General features: G+C 72.9%; 24 protein-coding genes and 2 pseudogenes. 8 read left to right on the top strand and 18 right to left on the bottom strand.

Features of this window, described 5'->3' with window-relative positions; genetic code table 11:
* Positions 1–34: 34 nt before the first annotated feature.
* The 3 genes from ABD332_RS26805 to ABD332_RS26815 are packed head-to-tail and all read right to left on the bottom strand — an operon-like array spanning position 35 to position 3,161.
* Complete coding sequence (locus tag ABD332_RS26805) at positions 35–367, bottom strand: Rieske (2Fe-2S) protein (protein WP_344504894.1); 333 nt, start codon at positions 365–367, stop codon at positions 35–37.
* Positions 364–2,814, bottom strand: coding sequence for a nitrite reductase large subunit NirB (gene nirB / locus ABD332_RS26810; RefSeq protein ID WP_344504895.1), 2,451 nt, complete (start codon positions 2,812–2,814; stop codon positions 364–366). Before nirB ends, ABD332_RS26805 begins: the two co-directional genes overlap by 4 nt.
* Complete coding sequence (locus tag ABD332_RS26815) at positions 2,814–3,161, bottom strand: molybdopterin oxidoreductase (RefSeq protein WP_344504896.1); 348 nt, start codon at positions 3,159–3,161, stop codon at positions 2,814–2,816. The genes nirB and ABD332_RS26815 overlap by 1 nt, the downstream gene beginning before the upstream one ends.
* A 177-nt stretch (positions 3,162–3,338) precedes the next feature.
* Between ABD332_RS26815 and ABD332_RS26820 the strand changes: the two genes are divergently transcribed.
* Positions 3,339–4,634 carry a GNAT family N-acetyltransferase gene (locus tag ABD332_RS26820; RefSeq protein WP_344504897.1) on the top strand — a complete coding sequence of 432 codons (1,296 nt, stop codon included), beginning with the start codon at positions 3,339–3,341 and terminating at the stop codon, positions 4,632–4,634.
* A 136-nt stretch (positions 4,635–4,770) separates the two neighbouring features.
* On the opposite strand, the gene ABD332_RS26825 is transcribed toward ABD332_RS26820, so the two are convergent.
* The 5 genes and pseudogenes from ABD332_RS26825 to ABD332_RS26850 form a co-directional block, all read right to left on the bottom strand.
* Positions 4,771–4,959 (bottom strand): pyridoxamine 5'-phosphate oxidase family protein, encoded by a 189-nt coding sequence (locus ABD332_RS26825; RefSeq protein WP_344504898.1) that lies wholly within the window; start codon positions 4,957–4,959, stop codon positions 4,771–4,773.
* Complete coding sequence (locus ABD332_RS26830; protein WP_344505246.1) at positions 4,934–5,665, bottom strand: sulfite exporter TauE/SafE family protein; 732 nt, start codon at positions 5,663–5,665, stop codon at positions 4,934–4,936. The genes ABD332_RS26825 and ABD332_RS26830 overlap by 26 nt, the downstream gene beginning before the upstream one ends.
* A 114-nt stretch (positions 5,666–5,779) precedes the next feature.
* Positions 5,780–5,878 (bottom strand): annotated as a pseudogene (locus ABD332_RS26835) (fluoride efflux transporter CrcB); the annotation flags it as partial.
* Positions 5,875–6,349: pseudogene (locus ABD332_RS60100) on the bottom strand (fluoride efflux transporter FluC). The pseudogenes ABD332_RS60100 and ABD332_RS26835, both read right to left, overlap by 4 nt.
* A gap of 196 nt (positions 6,350–6,545) precedes the next feature.
* Positions 6,546–6,968: a PPOX class F420-dependent oxidoreductase gene (locus tag ABD332_RS26850; RefSeq protein WP_344504901.1), complete on the bottom strand. Its 423-nt coding sequence runs from the start codon at positions 6,966–6,968 to the stop codon at positions 6,546–6,548.
* 49 nt (positions 6,969–7,017) lie between these two features.
* Here ABD332_RS26850 and ABD332_RS26855 point away from each other — a divergent pair, with 49 nt between their 5' ends.
* The 3 genes from ABD332_RS26855 (at position 7,018) to ABD332_RS26865 (ending at position 9,285) form a co-directional block, all read left to right on the top strand.
* Complete coding sequence (locus ABD332_RS26855; RefSeq protein ID WP_344504902.1) at positions 7,018–7,386, top strand: MerR family transcriptional regulator; 369 nt, start codon at positions 7,018–7,020, stop codon at positions 7,384–7,386.
* Positions 7,387–7,391: 5 nt separating this feature from the next.
* Positions 7,392–7,985, top strand: coding sequence for a LysE/ArgO family amino acid transporter (locus tag ABD332_RS26860; protein WP_344504903.1), 594 nt, complete (start codon positions 7,392–7,394; stop codon positions 7,983–7,985).
* A 121-nt stretch (positions 7,986–8,106) separates the two neighbouring features.
* On the top strand, positions 8,107–9,285 hold the full coding sequence (locus tag ABD332_RS26865) for a tetratricopeptide repeat protein (RefSeq protein WP_344504904.1): 1,179 nt from the start codon (positions 8,107–8,109) through the stop codon (positions 9,283–9,285).
* A gap of 79 nt (positions 9,286–9,364) precedes the next feature.
* Here ABD332_RS26865 and ABD332_RS26870 read toward each other — a convergent pair whose 3' ends face one another.
* Positions 9,365–10,033 carry an SDR family oxidoreductase gene (locus ABD332_RS26870; RefSeq protein WP_344504906.1) on the bottom strand — a complete coding sequence of 223 codons (669 nt, stop codon included), beginning with the start codon at positions 10,031–10,033 and terminating at the stop codon, positions 9,365–9,367.
* A gap of 66 nt (positions 10,034–10,099) precedes the next feature.
* On the opposite strand from ABD332_RS26870, the gene ABD332_RS26875 reads away from it, so the two are divergent.
* Together ABD332_RS26875 and ABD332_RS26880 are read left to right on the top strand one after the other, a co-directional pair.
* The gene (locus tag ABD332_RS26875) at positions 10,100–10,474 is read left to right on the top strand and encodes a MerR family transcriptional regulator (RefSeq protein WP_344504907.1); all 375 of its coding nucleotides are present in this window, start codon (positions 10,100–10,102) and stop codon (positions 10,472–10,474) included.
* A 118-nt stretch (positions 10,475–10,592) separates the two neighbouring features.
* On the top strand, positions 10,593–11,180 hold the full coding sequence (locus tag ABD332_RS26880; RefSeq protein WP_344504909.1) for a GNAT family N-acetyltransferase: 588 nt from the start codon (positions 10,593–10,595) through the stop codon (positions 11,178–11,180).
* Here the strand turns inward: ABD332_RS26880 and ABD332_RS26885 are convergent.
* The 6 genes from ABD332_RS26885 to ABD332_RS26910 all read right to left on the bottom strand — a co-directional run bounded on the left by ABD332_RS26885 (position 11,136) and on the right by ABD332_RS26910 (position 16,403).
* Positions 11,136–11,822: an alpha/beta hydrolase gene (locus ABD332_RS26885; RefSeq protein ID WP_425552289.1), complete on the bottom strand. Its 687-nt coding sequence runs from the start codon at positions 11,820–11,822 to the stop codon at positions 11,136–11,138. The two genes, ABD332_RS26880 and ABD332_RS26885, sit on opposite strands and share 45 nt — an antisense overlap.
* Before the next feature lie 117 nt (positions 11,823–11,939).
* The gene (locus tag ABD332_RS26890; RefSeq protein ID WP_344504910.1) at positions 11,940–12,797 is read right to left on the bottom strand and encodes a sugar nucleotide-binding protein; all 858 of its coding nucleotides are present in this window, start codon (positions 12,795–12,797) and stop codon (positions 11,940–11,942) included.
* Positions 12,798–12,883: 86 nt separating this feature from the next.
* The gene (gene rox / locus ABD332_RS26895) at positions 12,884–14,308 is read right to left on the bottom strand and encodes a rifampin monooxygenase (protein ID WP_344504911.1); all 1,425 of its coding nucleotides are present in this window, start codon (positions 14,306–14,308) and stop codon (positions 12,884–12,886) included.
* A 154-nt stretch (positions 14,309–14,462) separates the two neighbouring features.
* A complete protein-coding gene (locus ABD332_RS26900) occupies positions 14,463–14,762 on the bottom strand; it encodes a nucleoside triphosphate pyrophosphohydrolase family protein (RefSeq protein ID WP_344504912.1) in 300 nt (99 codons plus the stop codon).
* A 21-nt stretch (positions 14,763–14,783) separates the two neighbouring features.
* The gene (locus tag ABD332_RS26905; protein ID WP_344504913.1) at positions 14,784–15,302 is read right to left on the bottom strand and encodes a GNAT family N-acetyltransferase; all 519 of its coding nucleotides are present in this window, start codon (positions 15,300–15,302) and stop codon (positions 14,784–14,786) included.
* A 126-nt stretch (positions 15,303–15,428) separates the two neighbouring features.
* Complete coding sequence (locus ABD332_RS26910) at positions 15,429–16,403, bottom strand: helix-turn-helix transcriptional regulator (protein ID WP_344504914.1); 975 nt, start codon at positions 16,401–16,403, stop codon at positions 15,429–15,431.
* Positions 16,404–16,505: 102 nt separating this feature from the next.
* Here ABD332_RS26910 and ABD332_RS26915 point away from each other — a divergent pair, with 102 nt between their 5' ends.
* On the top strand, positions 16,506–16,907 hold the full coding sequence (locus tag ABD332_RS26915; RefSeq protein WP_344504915.1) for a RidA family protein: 402 nt from the start codon (positions 16,506–16,508) through the stop codon (positions 16,905–16,907).
* Between the two features lie 73 nt (positions 16,908–16,980).
* Here the strand turns inward: ABD332_RS26915 and ABD332_RS26920 are convergent, their stop codons facing one another.
* Positions 16,981–17,370, bottom strand: a complete 390-nt coding sequence (locus ABD332_RS26920; protein WP_344504916.1) for a tautomerase family protein — start codon at positions 17,368–17,370, stop codon at positions 16,981–16,983.
* Between the two features lie 82 nt (positions 17,371–17,452).
* Entirely contained in the window at positions 17,453–17,821 is a 369-nt protein-coding gene (locus tag ABD332_RS26925) for an integrase (protein ID WP_344504917.1), read from the bottom strand.
* A 205-nt stretch (positions 17,822–18,026) separates the two neighbouring features.
* On the opposite strand from ABD332_RS26925, the gene ABD332_RS26930 reads away from it, so the two are divergent.
* Positions 18,027–19,160 (top strand): hypothetical protein, encoded by a 1,134-nt coding sequence (locus tag ABD332_RS26930; protein ID WP_344504918.1) that lies wholly within the window; start codon positions 18,027–18,029, stop codon positions 19,158–19,160.
* An 8-nt stretch (positions 19,161–19,168) separates the two neighbouring features.
* Here the strand turns inward: ABD332_RS26930 and ABD332_RS26935 are convergent, their stop codons facing one another.
* Positions 19,169–19,906, bottom strand: a complete 738-nt coding sequence (locus ABD332_RS26935; protein WP_344504920.1) for a VOC family protein — start codon at positions 19,904–19,906, stop codon at positions 19,169–19,171.
* Between the last annotated feature and the right edge of the window lie 9 nt (positions 19,907–19,915).

A 19,915-nucleotide genomic window follows, 5' to 3' on the forward strand; every position in this document is an offset into this window, starting at 1 on the left:
CTCGGGCACCGGTGTGTTCAGGGGCGACCCGGCGTCACACGGTGAGGATCAGGGTGCCGTCGTCCTCGTGGATGGCGTACACCTGCAGCGGGGGCTGGCCGGTGGTGGAGCAGCCCGTCGCCAGGTCGTACACGTGCTGATGCAGCGGGCAGATGACGACCTTCGCGTCGATGAGGCCGTCGGCGAGGGGACCGCCGGCGTGGGGGCAGACGGCGGACACGGCCCGCAGGCCGCCGCGCCGTAGCCGGAACACCGCGACCTGGTGGCCGTCGACGGCGTACGCGCGGCCCTCACCGACCGGGATGTCCGTGACCGGTCCGAGGCGGTAGCTGGTGGCGGCCGTTTCGGGATCGGCGGTCGCGGTCATCGGACCGGCACCTGGGGCAGCGCGACCAGCGGCAGTGACGTGCGGAACTGGCCGGGGACGGCCGGGTCGAGGTCGTCCTTCCACGGGTCGCGGTAGGCGGCCACGGCCGCCTCCATCCGTTCGTCGAGGCCGGCGCCGATCCCTTCGCTGTCCTCGACGATCAGCGCGCGCAGACGGTCGATGCCCAGCCGTGGGACGAACGCGTAGGTGCGTTCGAGCCAGTTCGCATTTTCGCGGTAGTACTGCAGGAAACGGCCCGTCAGGCGCATCACCTCGGCAGGGGTGCCGACGGTGGCGAGGAGGTCGCCCTTGCGGATGTGGGCGCCGGCGGCGCCGCCGACGTAGATCTCCCAGCGGCCGCCGTCGATCGCGACGACGCCGAGGTCCTTCACGTACGCCTCGGCGCAGTTGCGGGGGCAGCCGGTGACGGCGAGCTTCATCTTGCCGGGGCTCTCCAGGCCCTGGAAGCGGGACTCGATCGCGATGCCGAGCGCGGTGGAGTCGCCGAGGCCGAACCGGCAGTAGTCGGACCCGACGCACGTCTTCACGGTGCGCATGCTCTTGCCGTACGCGTACCCGGACGGCATGTCGAGGTCGGCCCACACCTTCGGCAGGTCCTCCTTGCGGATGCCGAGCAGGTCGATGCGCTGCCCGCCGGTGAGCTTGACCAGCGGCACCGCGTACTTGTCGGCGACGTCGGCGATGCGGCGCAGCTGGTCCGGGGTGGTGACGCCGCCCTTCATCTGCGGCACGACGGAGAACGTGCCGTCGCGCTGGATGTTGGCGTGGACGCGGTCGTTGATGAACCTGGCGTCGCGTTCGTCGACGTAGTCGTCGCCCCACAGCATCCGCAGCAGCGACACGAGCCCCATCTTGCTCTTCGCGTCCTCCTCGCCGCCGGCGAGCGCGTCGAAGACGGCGGAGACGCTGCGCAGGTTCTGCGCGCGGATCGCCGCGACGAGGTCCGGTTTCCGCATCGGTACGCCCGGTACGTACCAGTCGGCGGACGGGTCCTGCTCGGCGGCGCCACCCGCGGCCCAGTCGACGATCTGCGCCACGAGTGACTTGCAGGAGCCGCAGCCCTTCCCGGCCCTGGTGCGTTCCATGACCCCGGACAGCGTCTTCGTAGCCTGTACCGCCTCGGTGATCGCATTCTTGGTGACGCCGTTGCAGTTGCACACCTGCGCGTCGCCGGCCAGCTCCGCGGCGCTTTCCGAGGCGGTGGGCCCGCCGAGGTCGAACAGCAGCCGGACCCGTTCCTCCGGCAGCGGCAGCCCCCGCTCGTACGCCTGCATCAGGAACCCGACCTTCGACACGTCGCCGAGGAGGGTGGCACCGACGAGCCGGTCGTCGCGGATGATGACGCTCTTGTACACGCCGCGGCCCGGCTCGGCGAACACCACGAACTCGTCGCCGGGCGCCGGCGTGCTGATCCCCATCGCGGCGACGTCGACGCCGGCGACCTTCAGCTTCGTCGCGGTCCGCGACCCGTGGTAGGCGGCGTGCACGTCGCGCCCGGTCACGTGGTCGGCGAGGACCCGCGCCTGCTCCCACAGCGGCGCCACCAGGCCGTACGTCTCGCCGCGGTGCTGCACGCACTCCCCCACCGCGTAGATGTCGGGTTCGTCGAGGCAGCGCAGCTGGTCGTCCACGACGATGCCACGCTCGACGGTCAGGCCGCTGACCTCGGCGAGGGTCGTGTCGGGGCGGATACCGGCGGCGACGACGACCATGTCGCACGGGATCACCCGGCCGCCGGCGAGCCGGACACCCTGCACCTTCTCCTTGCCTTCGACCGCTTCGGTACGGGCGGTGAGCTCGACGGTGATGCCGAGCCGCTCGACGCCTGCCCGCAGGATCGCGCCGCCCTGCGCGTCCAGCTGCGCGTTCATCAGGTGCCCGGCGGCGTGCACGAGCGTCACCGCGACCCCGTGCGCCTGCAGGCCGCGGGCGGCCTCCAGGCCGAGCAGCCCGCCGCCGATGACGACGGCGCGTTCGTGGTCCCGCGCGTACCGGATCATGCCGCGGGTGTCGTCGATCGTCCGGAACGTGAAGACACCCTGGTGGTAGCCGCGTTTCGGGTGGTGCATGTTGTCGATCGGCGGGATGAACGGCCGGCTGCCCGTGGCGATGATCAGCTTGTCGTAGCGCAGCTCGTCGCCGTTGTCGTCGAGGACGACCTTCGCGAACCGGTCGATGCGTTCGACCCGTACGCCGGCGCGCAGGTCGATGCCGTTCGCCTCGTACCACGGCAGGCTGTTGAGGAAGATGCCGTCCTCGTCCTCCGCGCCGGACAGCACGTTCGACAGCATGATCCGGTTGTAGTTGCCGTACGGCTCCGCCCCGTACATCGTGATCGTGAACCGGTCCCGCCCGCCGCGCTCCAGGATCTCCTCCACCACCCGCGCGCCGGCCATCCCGTTGCCGATGACGACGAGTCGCTGCATCAGACCTCCACGAGCCCGAGGTCCACGACGATCGCCCCGCTGACGCCTTCCGGGGCGCCGACGAGCAGCTCCACGACCGTCCCGGCGTCGAGGTCCTCGACGACCCGCAGCGGCACGTGCACGTCGCTCTTCGCCCCGATCGGGAAGTACCGCATCGGCGTGCCGTCCCTGGTCAGCACCACGTACACCAGCTCGTCGGTGGTGTTGCCGCCGCGGAAGTACACCGTCTGCGTCACCACCCCGACCGGCACGGTGTAGCTGAGCGCCGCGTCGACCGCCACCGGCGCGTCGATCCCTTTCCCGACGAACGGGTACACACCCTGCAGAAACCGTGGCGTCGACCGCACCTGACCCGTCCTCTCCACCGACCCGCACCGGACTTCCCGCGATCGTGTCCGCCGGCCGTTACACCCCCATACCGCTGTTGTTTCGCGCCGTCGCCGCCTTCCTCTTCGACCCGCACCGCAGGCTGTGAGCCGTTTTTTGCGTTGCGGCGGCCGGAGCGGCTCCGCAGGATCGGATCTATGACGATCGAGATCAGGCCCGTCACGCGGGACGAGGCGCCCGCGTACCTGCGAGTGCTGCCGTACGTCAACGGGCTGCCGCACTGGGAGCCGGCGCCGGCGGCGTGGCACGGCGGGCCCGAGGCGTGGCCGCCGCCGAACCGGCCGGCGACACCGGAACAGGTGGCCCGCTGGGTCGAGGAGGTCGTCACTGCCGGGCACTTCCACCCGCAGGCCGCGTTCGACGGCGGCAAGGTCGTGGGCGGCTCGGCGATGCTGTCGCTGGCGATCACCGTCCCCGGCCTGCGTGAGGTGCCGTTCGGCGGGGTGACCGCGACCGCGGTGATCGCGACCCACCGGCGGCGGGGCCTGCTGCGCGGCATGATGCAGGCGATGTTCGACGAGGCCCTCGACCGGGGCGAGCCGCTCGCCGCGTTGAGCGCCAGCGAGGGCGGCATCTACGGCCGGTACGGGTTCGCGCCCGCGACCCGGCGGACCCGCTGGGACCTGGACCGCGCCGAGGCCGCGTTCGCCGACGCGGACCCGCCCGCGGGGTCACTGGAGCTCGTCGACGCCGCGACCACCCGGCAGGCGTGGCCCCGCGTCCACGAGGAGGCCCGCCGCCGGCAGGTCGGCGAGCTGCGACCGGTGCCCGGCAAGTGGGACGGGCTCAGCGACGACGCCACCGGCCCGGACGGCCCCACCCGGTACCTCATCCACCGCTGCCCACAGGGAGACGTCGACGGCGTCGCGAACTTCCGGCTGCCGTGGACGCCGCTCGTCGAGCACACCGGCACCCTCGTCGTCGACGCGCTGCAGGCGGCTTCCGTGGACGCGTACCGGGCGATGTGGATGCTGCTGACCGACTTCGACCTCACCCGGCGCGTCACCGCCCCGACCCGGCCCGCCGACGAGCCGCTGCGGTGGATGCTGCGCAACCCGCGCGCCCTGCGGGTCACCCGCCAGTCCGACAACCTGTGGCTGCGCGTCCTCGACCTGCCGGCGGCGCTCACCGCACGGTCGTACGACACCACCGCCGACCTCACGATCGCCGTCGACGCCGACCCGATGTGCCCCCGCAACACCGGCACGTGGCGGCTGTCGGCGACCCCCGACGGCGCGACCTGCACCCCCACCCGGACCCGGCCCGACCTGACGCTGACCGTCCAGGCGCTCGGCTCCCTGTACCTCGGCGGCATGTCCGCGGCGCTGCTGGCCGCCGCCGGCCACATCCGTCCCCACCACGACGGCGCCGTCCCCGCCCTCGGCCGGCTCTTCCGCACCGACCCGGAGCCGTTCAACTCCTTCGCCTTCTGACCCCGCCCGCCGCATGACCGGTCAACATGCAGACGCCCTCGCCGGGCCGGTGCAGCGGACGACCGCTGCCGCGAACACGGGTGGTGTGACCTGCCGGGAATTTCGGATTACGGTTTCCGGTAATCCGCAAAGGCCGTCAGGCGAGGTCGGCGCCGTACACGTGGTCGACGGTCATCGACATCAGCACCCGGCGGTCGGAGACCATCACCGTACGGTACTCGTCCCAGTCGGGGTTGTTCGCGAGCGGCGCGGCCGTGGCGGTCGACGAGGGCCTCGGGGGCGTGCGGGGATCGGCGGCGTCACAGACCGAGCAGGAACAGCACACCGGCAGCGACCAGACCGGCCTCGACCAGGACGACGAACACGCGGTCGCTGGTCCGCCCGACGATCTTCCTGCCGACCCAGGCGCCGGCCAGGGTGGCCGGTGTGAGCGCCGCCCCGAACAGCAGCACCCGGCTCGTGATCAGATCACCGGTGCCGTACGCGGCGATCTTCGACAGGTGCATCGTCAGCGCGCTGACGGCCTCGGTGCCGATGTACGCCGCGCGGGTCAGCCCGTAGGCGAGGAAGAGCGGGGCGGTCAGCGGCCCGACGGAGCCGAGCAGCGCCGAGCCCAGGCCGGAGGCCGCCCCGACCACGGCGAAGCTTTGCTCGGCGGGCTTGCGCGGCTGCGGGTTGCGGCGCCGCCAGACAACGACGCCGATGAGAAACACGCCCAGCAGCCGTTTCAGCGGGCCGAGCGGCGCGTGCGCCAGCAGCAGCCCGCCGGCGACCGCCAGTGGCACCGCACCCAGAGCGAACCAGCCGATCAGCCGCCAGTGCAGCTCCCGGCGGTTCAGCCACCCTCGGAAGGCGTTGCTCGACACCTGCGTCAACGTCAGCATCGGAACCGCGACGCGGAGTCCGAACAGTGCCGTGAACACGGGCAGCAGCAGGACTCCGCCGCCGAACCCGGCCACCGCCGACAGCAGCGCCAGACCGAACGCGGCCGCCGATGCCACCGCCAACGTCGGCAGGTCGTCGAGGTTCACCCCACCCAGCCTGCCAGGTCGCGGCGGATCAGGTCCACGTCCGGCGCCGGTACGTGGGTGTGACTCACGAGAACGCGGCGGCGAGCGCGCCGAGATAGGCGGCGCCGAGGCCTGCGGGAAGATGGAGTCGTGGCGGGACTGCACGGTCCGGTCGGTGAGATAGCGCAGCGGCGCGCCGACCGCGGCGCCGAGCAGGACCAGCAGCAGCGTCACCGGACCGCACCCGTGGCCCGCCGGACGAGCCAGCTGATGGTGGCGGTGGCGGCACATTCGGCAAGGAGCGCCCCGAGCACGGTGACCGCGAGGTACAGCAGGCCGATGCCGGGCCGCGCGGCGACCGCGGCCCGGTGGATGTCCACGACGTAGGTGGAGAAGGTCGTGTACCCGCCGAGCACCCCGACGCCAAGGAACGCCCGCAGCAGCCGTTGCCGGGTGGCGACCTCGGTGACGATGACCATGAGTACGCCGATGAGCAGAGCACCCGGACACGTTGATCACGAAGATGGCTCACGGGAACCCGTCCGAGCGGTGCGGCCAGGCGGCGCTGAGGCCGAAGCGGGCGGCGGAGCCGAGCGTTCCCCCGGCGCTGATCGCGGCGAGGACCGGCAGCGCGTGCGGGCGTAGCTCGGCGGGCACGTGGAGGTCGACGTCGGGGTCGACGGGGCTGGTTGTGGGGTCTTGCATCGCGGCGGCCCTCCCTGCAGGCATGCGTCAGCTGTCTGCAGGGACCGTTGGCGTCGTCGCGATTCACCCGGTTCGGGGTCGGCAGGCCCCACCGCCGGTTCGACCGGCCTGACCCGGTCACGTACGGTCACGCTACTGCGGTCCGGCTGCCGACACCGGCAGGCACGGGGGCTGCGGGTGTGACAGCGGCGTCGGGTCAGGCGAGGTCGGCGCCGTACACGTGGTCGACGGTCATCGACATCAGCACCCGGCGGTCGGAGACCATCACCGTACGGTACTCGTCCCAGTCGGGGTGTTCGCCGGCGGCGCGGCGGTAGTAGTCGACGAGGGCCTCGACCTCGGGGCCGTGCGGGTCGGTGCCGGGGCCGGTGAGGGTGGCGATGCCCTCGGCGGTCGCCCACGACCTGCCGTCGGCGCCGGTGACCTCCAGCGTCGCCCGTGGGTCGCGGCGCAGGTTCGCGGTCTTCGCCCGGCCCTGTGTCATCGACACGAGGATGACCCCGGCGGCGCGGTCGTAGAACGGCATGACCGGGGACAGTTGCGGGCGGCCGTCAGCCTTGATGGTGGCCAGGACCCCGAGCCGGCTGGCGGCGAGCAGGTCGCGCGGGTCGAACGTCATGACAGAATCGTCAACGTTCACACCGGTCGAAGGTCAAGCGGGGGCGCTCATGCTGATCGGGGAGCTGAGCCGGCGCACCGGCGTGCACGCGCACCAGCTGCGCTACTACGAGGCGCAGGGCCTCCTGGAGCCGGGCCGGGCCGCGAGCGGCTACCGCGACTACGCCGACGACGCGGTGGTGACCGTCGCGCAGATCCGTCACCTGCTGGAGGCCGGGCTGTCGACGCAGGAGATCCGGGCGCTGCTGCCGTGCGCTTCCGGTGCCGTGCCCGAGCTCGAACCGTGCCCGGAGCTGCTGGACACGCTCCGCGCCAGGCTGCACGGGCTCGACGGGCACATCGACGCGCTGTCCCGGTCGCGGGACGCGCTGCGCGGCTACATCACCGCCACCGAGCGGCGGGCGGCGCGCATCCGTTGACCGGCGTGGGTTCCGCGCTGGCCGGGTTCGGTTTCTCGCTCGGGCTGATCGTCGCCATCGGCGCGCAGAACGCGTTCGTGCTGCGGCAGGGGCTGCGCCGCGAGCACGTCGGCCCGGTCGTGGCGATCTGCGCGGCCGCCGACGCGACCCTGATGAGCGCCGGGATCGCGGGTCTCGGCGTCGTCGTGGCCGGCGCGCCGGCCGTCCTGACGGTCGTGCGGTGGGCGGGTGCCGCGTTCCTGCTCGGTTACGCGGTCCTCGCCGCCCGCCGGGCGCTGCGACCGGCCGCGTTGACCCCGCTGGACCATCCGCCGGCGGCGTTGCGGGCGACGCTGCTGGCGTGCCTGGCGTTCACGTTTCTCAATCCGCACGTGTACCTCGACACGGTGGTTCTGCTCGGCACCGTCGCGCACCAGCATCAGGACCGGTGGGCGTTCGGCGCTGGTGCGGCGGCCGCGAGCCTGCTGTGGTTCGCCGCACTCGGTTTCGGTGCCCGCCGGCTGGCGCCGCTGCTGGCCCGCCCTGCGGCGTGGCGGGTCGTCGACGCCGCGATCGCCGTCGTCATGGCGGCGCTGGCCGTCTCGCTGGTGAGCGCCTGACCAAGGAGCGCCGGCTCCACGTACACCGGCGGCACAGGACGACTGGACAAGCGGTGGCCAACACGTCGGCGGTGCCGTGGCGGGGACACGGGACAGCGGCCGGTGCCGATATGTTGCCGGGATGGACGTGCATGCGCGGTTCATCCGTGACCGGCGGGTCCCTGTCGGCATCGCGCGGCGGCTCGCCGGGCTCGGGCACGCCGGGATCCTCCGGGTCCGGGCCGCCGCGGGCGACGAGGGCTGCGCGCAGGTGCTCGCTGAGCACGACCCGGACGACGCCGCGCTGGACCGGTTCACCGACGCGGGCTGGTTGCCGGTGCTGCGGGCCCGCGCCGCCGCCCTGCACGGGCGGGGGCGGACCGGTGACGCGTTGGCGCTGCTCACCCCGTGGGTGGACGATCACCGGGTGGCGCGGGAGGTCGCGGCGCTGCTCGGTGCGCAGGGCCGCGTCGAGGAGGTGTTCGCGCTGTTGGTACCGCGGCTGGGCGAGGCGGGGGTGGCCGCCGCTCTGTTCGAGGTGGCGGCCGCGGCGGGTCGCGGCGGCGAGGCGTTCGCGGTCCTGGAGCCGCTGGCCGGCGGTTCGGCGCACGTGGCGGGGGTGGTCGCGGCGGAGCTGGAGCGGCGGGACGCGGTGGATGAGGCGGTCGCGGTGCTGCGGCCGCACGCCCCGTACGTGCTGGATCAGGCGGGGCGGCTGCTGCACCGGCACGGCCGGGCCGGTGACCTGCGGGACTGGGCGGCCGACGTCGCCTGCCGCGGCTACCGCGACGGCCGCCTCACGATGTGGCTGGCCGAGGTGCTGGAGCGGCAGGGTGACGTCGAGGGGGCCGCTGACGTGCTCAAACCGTTCGACGGGGTGCCGCTGGCTCAGCTGTACAGCCGCAACGGCCGGATCGAGGAGGCGGTCGCGATCCTGACCGAGCTCGCCACCCGCGGCGACGATCCCGAGTGCGCCCTGCACGCCCTCGGCGGATTCGCCCCGGACGCGGCCCTGGCGTTGCTGGAGGACACGCACGACGTGGATCTGCTCATGATCCGGGTGGAGCTGCTCGTCGAGCGTGGTCGGGTGCCCGAGGCGGTCGCCGCCCTGCGGGCCTGCCCCGACCATGACCTGCCGTCGGTGCGGGCGCGGCTCGGTGAGCTGCTCGCCGGGCAGGGCCGTGAGGACGAGGCGATCGCGGCGCTGTCGGACCCGGCCGGGCTTGCGCCGGCGACGTTGCTGGCGGAGCTGCTGCTGCGGCGCGGGCGGGTCCAGGACGCCCTCGACGTCCTGGACCGTTACCACGACCGCAGGCGGTGACCGCGCACGTCTTCACGCTGGATTGCCGATCTCGCCGGCCGCCTCACGTCATGAGGCGGTGAGTGCGTCGCTCGCGCCGTCAGGTGGTGAGTGCGGCCTTCGCCGCGCGGCTCGCGTCGTCCACCAGCACCTCGGTCCAGCCATTGGCGACGCCGTCGAGGGCGGTCGCCGCGACGAACGCGGGGTCGAGCTTCGGCACGTCCCAGCCGGCCATCATGTCGGTGTCGGCGGCGCCCAGGTGCACGCCGGTGACGTGGGTGCCCTGCTTCGCCAGCTCGAGCCGCACCCCGTTGGTCAGGCTCCACTGGGCGGCCTTCGCGGCGCTGTAGGAATTCGCGCCGTCGTAATTCGCCCATGCCAGCAGCGACAGGACGTTGAGGATCGCGCCGCCGCCGTTCGCCGCGAGGACCGGCGCGAACGCCCGGATCACCTGCAGGGTCCCGAAGTAGTGCGTCTCCATCTCCAGGCGGACGGCGTCGAGCGGGCTGCCGAGGAGGTTGGTGTACGTCGCGACGCCCGCGTTGTTCACCAGAAGTGTCACGTCCTTCGCGACGCCGGCGGCTGCCTCGATGCTGCCGGGGTCCGTGACGTCCAGCCGCAGCACCCGCACGCCGGGCAGGTCGACGGTGCGCGGGTCGCGTGCGGTGGCGTACACGGTCGCGCCGCGGTTGAGCAGCTCCTGGGCGAAGTGCCGGCCGAGGCCGCGGTTGGCGCCCGTGACGAGCGCGACCGATCCGTTGATGTCCATGCCGGTTACGCTAAAACCTGACGTTGACGTCAGAGGCAAGTGTGCTGGGCGTGAGGAGGGTCGCAGGTGCGGATCGGGGAGCTCGCGACGAGGGCGGGCGTCAGCGTGCGGGCGCTGCGCTACTACGAGGAGCAGGGCCTGCTGGGCGCGGACCGCAGCCCGTCCGGGCAGCGCCACTACCCGGACGGCGCCGTCGACCGGGTGATGCTGGTGCAGCAGCTGTACGCGGCGGGCCTGTCCAGCCGCCGCATCCTGGACCTGCTGCCGTGCGTGTACACCGGCCACGCGACCCCGGAAACCCTGCGGCTGCTGGCGGAGGAGCGGAGCCGGATCGACGCGCAGGTCGCCGGTCTCACCGCCACCCGGGACCGACTCGACGCGGTGATCGCCGCCGCCGAGGCCAGCGTCACCGACGGCTGCGTCCCCCCAGCGACCGCCTGACGACGCCGCTCTGTCCGACGACGTCACCGGCCCCGCGACGGCGCTACGCTGATGGATGGCAGGGCGGCGTCGTTACCGATTTTCGATTTCCGTATTGCCGTCAATTACCGTCGGCGGCATGCCGTCGCTCGTGACACCGGCACTGCCGGTAGGGACCCTCGCCGCATCCGTTCAGCCGGTGCTGGACGGCGACGGCCTGCGGTTGCGGCCGTGGCTGCCCGCCGACGTGGACGCGGTGGTCGAAGCCTACTCCGATCCTGACATTCAACGCTGGCACTGCCGGTCGATGAATGCCGCGGAGGCCCGCGACTGGATCGCCCGCTGGCCGGCGCGCTGGCGGGCGGAGACCGGCGCCGGCTGGGCCGTCACCGCCGGCGGCCGGGTCGCCGGGCAGATCAGTCTCCGCACGATCGACCTCGCCGAAGGGCTGGCGGAGGTGTCGTACTGGGTGCTGCCGTCCGCCCGTGGCCGGGGCGTCGCGGGGCGGGCCCTGGCGGCGCTGACCGGGTGGTCGTTCGGGACGCTCGGCCTGCACCGGGTCGAGGTCTGCCACTCGACGGCGAACGTGCCGTCGTGCCGGGTCGCGGGCCGCGCCGGGTACGCGCTGGAGGGCACGAAACGCGGCGAGGCCCGCCACACCGACGGCTGGCACGACATGCACCTACACGCGCGGGTCGCCGAGGTGCCGGGCGAAGAACCGCACTGAGCTGTCGTGCTCGAACGCCGGGACGTCTCCGTGCCCGCCGGGGTTCGCGTGCAGCGTCTTATCCGCGGACCCGAGCGCGTCGAACAACGCGAGCGCCTGCTCGCGGGGCACGAGCTCGTCGTGCCACTGCAGCAGGAACTCCACCGGCACCGTCACCTCCGCCGCCGCGTCGAGCGGGCCGGCGGCGAGACCGAGGACGGCGGCGCCGATGCGGGGTTCGGCCGCGGCCAGCGGGATGCCGATCCCGGCGCCGAGGGACGTTCCCCAGTACCCGACGGGCCCGTCCGGCAGCGCGTCGATGACGGCCTGCCAGTCGGGCACGGCGAGCGCCGCGAGCGCCGCGTTGAACGCGACGACCTCCGGCAGGCTCGGCCGCCGGCCGTGCCACGGCGGGGTGATCGGGGGCCGGTCGCCGTGCCCGGGTGCGTCGATCGCGGCGACGGCCGCGCCGAGCCCGGTCACGAACCGGCGCGCGCCGGCGACGACGGCGGGTGCGGCCTTGTGCTGGCGTCCGCCGTGCCCGATGAGGATCAGCGGTCCGCCGCCCCCGCCGGCCGGGGTCCACAGGGTGCCGGGGATGTCGCCGAGGACGAACTGCCTGCCGCAGATGCCGTCGACGGTCGTGCTGGAGATGTACCGCACAGGTGTGCTGCCTTCCGGGATGCCGTGTCGCGGGCGCCCCGGCCGGTCACCTGGGTCAGGTGAGCCGTTCGACCATCGGGGAAGGGAGCACCCGTCCTGTCACCACGTGCACGGGTCTCACCTCCTCGGGTCGGGTCGGTCACCGGCGACGGTAGCAGGCCCGGCCATGAACTCGCCGGCCGGTCGCAGCCTGACCCGCAGCATCGACTCGGCGAGAGCGCTGGTGAGCCGCACGTCCAGCGGCCGGTTCGGGAACAGGTCCCTGCTGCGGGCGGCCGGTATCGTCGCGGGGTCCAGGCCGTCGCGGGCGGCGACGAGCAGGCCGAGTTCGTGCCGGCTGATCGGCTGCGGACCGGCGATGTTGAGCACGCCGCGGTGGCTGCCGGCGGCGACCTCGAGCAGCGCGGCGGCGAGGTCGTCGACGTGGACCGGCATCCGGATCTCGTCGGTGAACAGCGCCCCCTGCACCCGTCCGGACGCCAGGTCGTGGGTGAGGACCTCGTGCGCGCCCCGGCCGTCGCCGAGGATCGTCGAGGTACGGACCAGCACCGCGTCCGGGTGGATCGCGGCGACGGCGGTCTCGGCGGCGGCCTTCGCCGCGCCGTACCGGTATGTCGGGTACGGTAATGCGGTTTCGTCGTAGTGGATCTCCCGGCCGGAGAACACGGCGTCGCTGGACATGTGCACGAGCCGGATGCCGGCGGCGGCGACCGCGACGTTGGCGGCGCCGTCGGCGATGGACGCCCAGTCGCCGCGGTCCCGTCCCGCGGCCGTGTGGATGATGACGTCGGGGCGGGTGTCGCGCAGCAGCGCGCCGATCGCCGGCCGGTCGCGGATGTCGAGGCGCACGTCGCCGCCGCGGGCCCGGTTCGCGAACCAGGTGCCGGTGACGGTCCATCCGCCGGCGGTGGCCTGCTCGTACACGCGCCGCCCGAGCGAACCGGTCGCGCCTGTCACCAGGAGTGTCCCCGTCATGGGCATGGATCTTATGCGGTGCTGCGCCGATCCTGGCGCGGTCCTGCACGGCAGCGCGGGTGGACGCCGAGGTGGCATCCTGCTGGTCAGGTGGCCGCCCCGAACCACGTCCCGAGGCGGCTGTCGAGGTCCGTCTGGTCGTCGCCGGCCCACGCGACGTACCCGTCGGGGCGCAGCAGCACCGCCGGCACGTCGAGGTCGTCGCTGACGTCGACGACGTGGTCGACGCGGTCCGCCCAGCCTCCGGCCGACAGCCGGCCCGTCTGGTCGAGCAGCAGTCCCCTGCCGGCATGCATCAGCTGGTACAGGCGGCCCTGCTTGAGCGGGACGTCCCGCAGCCGCCGGCCGACGAGATCGTGGCCGCCGCCCAGGTCGTACCGGACGGAGATCGCGGTGATCTTCTCGATGAGGTGCCGGTTGACCTCCTCGAAGCTCATCAGCTCCGCCAGCAGCCGGCGCACCGCCTGCGGGCCCGGCTCCGTGCGCAGCAGCTCCGTCTGCGCCCGGACGTTGTCCAGCACGTCCTCGGCGACCGGGTGCCGCTCCGCGTGGTACGTGTCGAGCAGCCCGTCCGGCGCCCACCCGCCGACGGCCGCGGCGAGTTTCCAGCCGAGGTTGACCGCGTCCTGGATGCCGAGGTTCAGTCCCTGCCCGCCGAGCGGTGGGTGGACGTGCGCGGCGTCGCCGGCGAGGAACACCCGTCCGGCCCGGTACTGTTCGGCGTGCCGGGTGCCGTCGCCGAACCGCGACAGCCACCGCGGCGAGTGCACCCCGAAGTCGGTGCCGGCGAATACCTGCAACTGTTTCCGGAAATCCTCCAATGTCGGCGGCACGCCGCGGTCCTCGGCGACCCCGTCCGCGGGCACCACGACCCGGTACGGGCCGCTGTCACCGGACCGTCCGAGCCCGAACCGCAGCTGCGTCTTACGGATCTCGGCGACGATGCTGGTCACCGTCTCCGGCGCCGCGGTCACCTCCATCTCGCCGAGCAGCGTGTCGGCGCGGCTCGGCTCGCCGGGGAACGCGATACCTGACAACCTGCGGACGGTGCTGCGCCCGCCGTCGCATCCGACCAGGAACCGTGCCGTGTGCCGGGTGCCGTCGGCGAGGTCGACGGTCACCCCGTCCGGGTCCTGCGCGAGCCCGACGACCTCACGGCCGCGTCTGATGTCGGCGCCGAGGTCCGTGGCGTGCTCGGCGAGGAGCCGTTCGGTCACCGGCTGCGGGATGCCGAGGACGTACCCGTGGGCGGTGTCCAACGCCGGCGCCGGTTTCGTGATCCCGGCGAAGAACCCGCCGACCGGGGACCGCCGCCCGTTGTCGAGAAACCGTTCCAGCAGTCCCCGCTGGTCCATGAGCTCGATGCTGCGCACGTGCAGCCCGAGCGCTTTCACGTACGCGGCGGGCTGCGGCTCCTTCTCCAGCACCATCACGTCGACGCCGTGCAGCCGCAGTTCGGCGGCGAGCATCAGCCCCGTCGGCCCACCCCCGGCGATGATCACGTCACGCATGAAATCCCCCATTCGCCACGAATGGAGCATTCTGCCGCACGCCCGTGGTCTTGCCGCAAGCCCCGGGGTGCGATATACGTTGGAAGTGGCAGGGAGCGTTTCTCCTTGCCTTTCTTTGTTTCCGCGCCCGGATCGTTTGCCGCCCGCCGGGTGGTCAGGTCAGGTGCCGCTCGATCCCGTCGGTCATCCGCCCGAACTCCGCGACCAGGTCGACGCCGTACCGGTCGGCGAGCACGAGCACCGACCACAGGCAGTCCGCCAGCTCATGCCCGAGCCGGTCCCGGGCGTCCGGGATCTCCCGCCGCCCGTCCACCGCCATGACCAGTTTGGCGAGGTCCCCGACATCCCCGACGAACCCCAGCGCCAGGTCACCTGTCGTCCACGCACCCCGCCCCGCGGCGGTGTTGTGCTCGTCGTACATGGCGGCGATCTCAGCGGCCCGTGCCTGCAACATCGAAAGATCCATTGCCGGAATCTACATTCGGGTCCGCGGTGCCGGGTCCAGGACGTAGCGGCGCAGTCTGACCGGGCTGCCGTCGTCGGCGACCCAGTCCGCGTCCGTCGTGGTGAGGTGCCGCCAGCCGGTCGCCTCGTAGAAGGCCGTGGCCGCGGACCGCCGTTCCTCGGTGACGTCGAGCGTCAGCACGTGGCCGTGCCGGGCCGCCCACGACACCACGCAGGCAACCAGCGCCCCGGCGACGCCGCGGCGGCGTGCCCCTGGGGCGACGTACAGCCGGGACAGGTCCGCCCGTCCGGTGTGCGCGGCAACGTCACCGCCGCCGTCGTGCAGGTGCCGGACGGCGACGTGGCCGACGATGGCACCGGTGGGGTCTTCGGCGAGCCAGGCCTGGAGCAGGTGCGGCGGGTTGAGCCAGCGGCGCGGGTCCGCCGGCCAGCGCAGCGGGTATCCGTCGGTCTCGTGCACGGCCCTGAGCATCTCGATGCAGGTGTCGAGGTCGTCCGGTTGCCGGAGCCGCATTGTCGGGTGCCGCATTCGACAATTCTCGGCCGGGACGCCTTGGCGTGGGTCTCAGCGTCCACGGAAGCGACCTCTGGTGGCGTGGCGCAGGGACGACGAGACCGGGCCTGCCCGGCGACGGGGCGCGGCGTCGCGTCCCGCTCAGGCTGGTTCCGCGTAGCGGGCGGCGATGGCGGCGGCGCGGTCGCGCAGGGACGTGCGCAGCCATTGCGGGGTCAGGGCTTCGGCGTTCGTGGCGAGCTGCCACAGCGCCCATTCGGCGTGCCGGGCGTCCTGGAACGTGACCTCCATCCGCAGCCAGCCGTCCTCGTCGGTGGTTTCGGTGAGGACGGCCAGGGCGGTGCCGGCCAGGTCCTCCCGGCGGGCGGGGTGCAGCCGGACCAGGACGGTGACCTGGTCGCCGCCGGTCCGGAACCGGGTGCTGCGTTCCTGCCAGGCACGGTCCAGGTCGATGCGGTCGGGCCGCTCGGCAGGCTCGTCGAGCTCCTCGGCGGCCACGATCCGGGACAGCCGGTAGGTGCGGTCCGCGCCGGATCTCGTGGCCAGCAGGTATCCCTGGTCGCGGACCGTGACGAGGCCGACCGGGTCGACGGTGCGCCACGTCGGGCTCTGGCGGACCGGCGCGTAGTGGATGCGCAGCTTGTGGCCGGCGAGGACCGCGCGGCGCACCTCGGCCATGACCGCGTCGGGGACCTCCTCGCCGACCTGCCGGCGCGCGAGGAGGTCGGTCTCCGGGTCGATCAGCAGCCGCTGGACCGCGCCCGCCGCGGTGGTCCGGTAGCTCTCCGGCAGCGCGTCCACGACCTTGCGCATCGCGGAGGCGAGCGCCGACCCGAGCCCGAACGCCTGCGCGCCGCTGCGGGAACCGGCGACCAGCAGGGCGAGCGCCTCGTCGTGGTTCAGGCCGGTGAGCTCGGTCTGGAAGCCGGGCAGCAGCATGAACCCGCCGTGCCGGCCGCGTTCGGCGTACACGGGGACACCGGCCGCGGACAGCGCCTCGATGTCGCGCAGGACGGTGCGGGTCGACACCTCCAGCTCATGGGCGAGGGTCGCGGCGGACAGCCGTCCGCGCTGGCGGAGCAGCAGCACCAGCGAAACCAGCCGGTCGGCGCGCATCCGGGAACCTTCCTGCAATACACGACACAGGATGTCGTGATTCGTTGGCAGGCTCATCACCACGGACGGCCCGCCCGTCCACCCGATCCGAATGGAGCAGATGTGGCATTGCAACGAACGGCGGTCAACCCGGTCGCCTGGTCGCTCGACATGGGATTCAACCAGGGTGAGCTCGTCTCCGGGGAGACCCGCACCCTGTACTGCTCCGGGCAGACCGCGATGAGCGCCGACGGCCGTCCCGTGCACGACGGTGACATGGCCGCGCAGCTTGCGTTGAGCCTCGACAACCTGGAGGCCGTCCTCGCCGAGGCCGGCATGTCCCTGGAGAATCTGGTCCGGCTGAACGTGTACACGACCGACGTCGACCTGCTGTTCCCGCACTACGGCGTCCTCGCCTCCCGGCTCGGCGCCGCGAAGGTGGCGCCTGCCACGACGATGCTCGGCGTGACCCGGCTCGCGATCCCGGGTCAGCTCGTCGAACTGGAGGGGACCGCCGTCGCGTGACGCGACCCGCTGTGCTCGTGCCCGGCGGCTCGGCACGAGCACAGCGGCAGGCATCCGGCGGGGCGTGCACGCGCTACCCGCCGCTGATCACCTCGCCGCCGAGACCCGACCGGGACGTGGGCTGACCGACGAGCTCGACCAGCACCTCGTCGCGGCAGTCGTCGCCGAACACGGCGGTGACGGCATCGGTGAACGCCGAGACGAGCCGCGCGACGACACCGGCGGCGTCCGGCCGGGCGAACACCTCCTCACGCATGCCGAAGGTGACCGACGGCGCGGCAGAGGCGACCGGCACTCCGCCGCGGGCCCACCGCCCGGCCGGGATGCCGATGAGCCTGACGTCGACCGACGGCCGGGCCCATTCGCCGTACACGGACACGACGGCGTCGGTGAGTTCCCTGATGAGGCCGGCCTCTCGCCCGGCGAGGTCGGTTTCGAGAACGTGGAGCGTCACGTGGGGCATCGGCGGCTCCTCCATGTCGGACGGCGGCGCCGGACGAGCATAGGTCGCCCGCCCGGCCGCCGGCACCACGATTCCCGGCAGGTCACCGGTGTCGTTCGCCGGCCCACGCCACGTCGGTGACGACGAACCCGGGCAGCGCCACGTCAGCGGCCGACGTGACCTGGAAAGTGCCCCCGCGGGATTGCGGTTCCCAGCCTGCACGTAATCCGTAATCGATGAGCGCCCGGACGTCCGCGGCGGCCGGGTACGGGTACGCGTCCTCCTCGGCGGCGACCGGTTGACGTCGAACGGCCAGGTCGGCCTCCAGCGCGCAGCCGGTCCGGCCGGCGCCCCACACGCGGATGCGGATGCACCGGTGCTGCCGGCCGTCCGGGCCGGACGCGGCGCGGATCTGCGCCGTCCACGTGTACTCCTGCTCGTCGATGTGCAGTTTCCGCAGCCTCGACCTCATCCGCGCATGATCCCACCGGCCCGCACAGACCGCCGCCGGTTATCCCGTTGGCTCCGGTTTGTGATGGCAGAATCCCGCCGTGCTCTGTCATGTGTGTGATCGGGAGATGGTGCGGTGGGATCTCCCGCCGTCGCGGTGGTTCCGCGAGACGTGGGTGTGCACGTGGTGCCACGCGGACACCCGACTCGGACATGTGGATGGCGAGGTGTCGCGGGCGATCTACCAGCGGTGGGATCTGCGGTGGGAGGCGGCGTGCACGGACATGCTGGCCGACCCGCGCCGGCATGCGTACGGGTTGTTCCGCGCCACGCTGTGCGGGATCGAGCGGCCGGACATGACGGGTTCCCAGTTCGGCATGTGGGGCGGCCGCCCCGGCGAGTGCCCGGCGTGCACGGCGGCGGCTCGCGCCATCGACGCGCGGTGGCCGGTGCAGCGGCGCGACGTCGGTGACGTCTTCGTCGACATCACTCCCCTGCCGCTCCCCCGGGACGTGCCCGGCCACGTCAGCCCGCCCGATGAGCTCGGCCTCCCGGACCTGCGGTTGCCGGAGCTGCCGCAGCGGAACGGGCAGGTCGTTCCCCGCCCCATCCGCGCCGCGGACGACACCGGCCAGCCGGCCGGTGACGCCGGTGACGCCGGTGACGTGGACGACGGGTTCCGTCAGGTCGGTGCCGGGGCGGCCGCGGTGCGTCTTGAGGCGTTCTGGCCGGGGGTCGGTCTCGGCCAGTACCGGCCGTACGACAGGCGGCAGCGGACCTTCGCCTGGTTCCAGGCGTACCCGCTGCACACGCTGCCGCGACTGGACGAGGCGTCGTTCACCGGCGACTTCTCCTGGTTCGGCGACGTCGGCGAACCACTGGACTACCGCACCGCGGTGACCGACCCGATCGCGGCGGACCTGGCCGCGGACGGTCTGACGCTGCCGGCGGACTTCGTCGCGCTCATCACCCGCGCGAACCTGCACCGCCTCCTGGACCGCGAAGGGCACCACGCCTGCTGGACCGACGTGACCGGGCCGCTGCCAAGCCCCGTGCATCCGGATGACCGGATGGTCCTGTTCCTCCGTGACCAGCAGAGCTGCATCGTGTGGTACCTGTACCTGCACCGCGACGGCGGCAGCTGCGTGGTGTGCTCCGCCGACGACTTCACCTATGAACCAGGGCCGCACTACGGACGCGACACCGTGTACTGGTGCGCGCCGACAGTGGGGCTGTTCGCGTACCGGTTCCTGATCGAGGCGCGGCTCGCTACCGCGATCGATGAGCAGCGCCGCGCCGGTGACCTCGACCCGGAGCTGCTCGCGTACCTCGCCCACTACGTCCCGGGGCCACGGGTGTGAGCTGAACGTCACGCGGGGGCGAGGACGCAGAACTCGTTGCCTTCCGGGTCGGTGAGAACGACCCACGAGACATCGCCCTGCCCGACGTCCGCGGGAGAGGCGCCCAGGCCCAGCAGGCGGGCCACCTCCGCCTGCTGGGTGTCGCCGCAGTACGGCACGACGTCGAGGTGCGCCCGGTGCCGTGCGCCTGGCAGGTGGGGTGTGCGAGCGAACTCCAGGAACGGTCCGGTGCCGTTCGCCGATCGCAGCAGCGCACGGTCGCCGGTCGCCTCGTGCACGGTCCAGCCCATCGCCTCGCCCCAGAAGCGGGCCATGATCTGCGGGTCGGCGCAGTCGACGGCGACCGCGCCGATCGGCCCGGTGCCCCGGTACAGCTCCCGAGGCTCCAGGACGCAGAACTCGTTGCCCTCCGGGTCCGCCAGCACCGTCCGCCGGCCGTCCCCCTGCCCCACGTCGGCGAGCGTCGCACCGATTTCCTGCAGGCGTGCGACCAGTTGCAGGTAATGGGCACCGGAGGTGGTGGCGAGTTCGAGGTGCGCGCGGTAGTGCACCGTCGAGGGGTCCGGGACGGCAATGGCGTCGACGCAGACGGGCGCGTCGGGGTCGGTCCAGTCGAACCCTTCGGGTGCGGCGCTGGTCGCGCCGTGCCCACCGCGGGCGACCCAGCCGAGCGCCGCCGCCCAGAACCGGCCGAGTGCCGCGTCGTCGCGGGCTTTGAGGTTCACCTGGACCAGTCGCAGCGCCACGCCGCCCAC

Source organism: Dactylosporangium maewongense (genome assembly GCF_039531485.1).
Taxonomy (GTDB): domain Bacteria; phylum Actinomycetota; class Actinomycetes; order Mycobacteriales; family Micromonosporaceae; genus Dactylosporangium; species Dactylosporangium maewongense.

Bases quoted from the DNA above. Each gene is read 5' to 3' on its own strand.
- ABD332_RS26805 (WP_344504894.1), bottom strand. From the start codon at position 367: ATGACCGCGACCGCCGATCCCGAAACGGCCGCCACCAGCTACCGCCTC.
- ABD332_RS26910 (WP_344504914.1), bottom strand. From the start codon at position 16,403: ATGCGCGCCGACCGGCTGGTTTCGCTGGTGCTGCTGCTCCGCCAGCGC.
- ABD332_RS26880 (WP_344504909.1), top strand. From the start codon at position 10,593: ATGCCGTCGCTCGTGACACCGGCACTGCCGGTAGGGACCCTCGCCGCA.
- ABD332_RS26855 (WP_344504902.1), top strand. From the start codon at position 7,018: ATGCTGATCGGGGAGCTGAGCCGGCGCACCGGCGTGCACGCGCACCAG.
- rox (WP_344504911.1), bottom strand. From the start codon at position 14,308: ATGCGTGACGTGATCATCGCCGGGGGTGGGCCGACGGGGCTGATGCTC.
- ABD332_RS26920 (WP_344504916.1), bottom strand. From the start codon at position 17,370: ATGCCCCACGTGACGCTCCACGTTCTCGAAACCGACCTCGCCGGGCGA.
- ABD332_RS26905 (WP_344504913.1), bottom strand. From the start codon at position 15,302: ATGCGGCACCCGACAATGCGGCTCCGGCAACCGGACGACCTCGACACC.
- ABD332_RS26820 (WP_344504897.1), top strand. From the start codon at position 3,339: ATGACGATCGAGATCAGGCCCGTCACGCGGGACGAGGCGCCCGCGTAC.
- ABD332_RS26865 (WP_344504904.1), top strand. From the start codon at position 8,107: ATGGACGTGCATGCGCGGTTCATCCGTGACCGGCGGGTCCCTGTCGGC.
- ABD332_RS26890 (WP_344504910.1), bottom strand. From the start codon at position 12,797: ATGACGGGGACACTCCTGGTGACAGGCGCGACCGGTTCGCTCGGGCGG.
- ABD332_RS26925 (WP_344504917.1), bottom strand. From the start codon at position 17,821: ATGAGGTCGAGGCTGCGGAAACTGCACATCGACGAGCAGGAGTACACG.
- ABD332_RS26850 (WP_344504901.1), bottom strand. From the start codon at position 6,968: ATGACGTTCGACCCGCGCGACCTGCTCGCCGCCAGCCGGCTCGGGGTC.
- ABD332_RS26900 (WP_344504912.1), bottom strand. From the start codon at position 14,762: ATGTTGCAGGCACGGGCCGCTGAGATCGCCGCCATGTACGACGAGCAC.
- ABD332_RS26870 (WP_344504906.1), bottom strand. From the start codon at position 10,033: ATGGACATCAACGGATCGGTCGCGCTCGTCACGGGCGCCAACCGCGGC.
- nirB (WP_344504895.1), bottom strand. From the start codon at position 2,814: ATGCAGCGACTCGTCGTCATCGGCAACGGGATGGCCGGCGCGCGGGTG.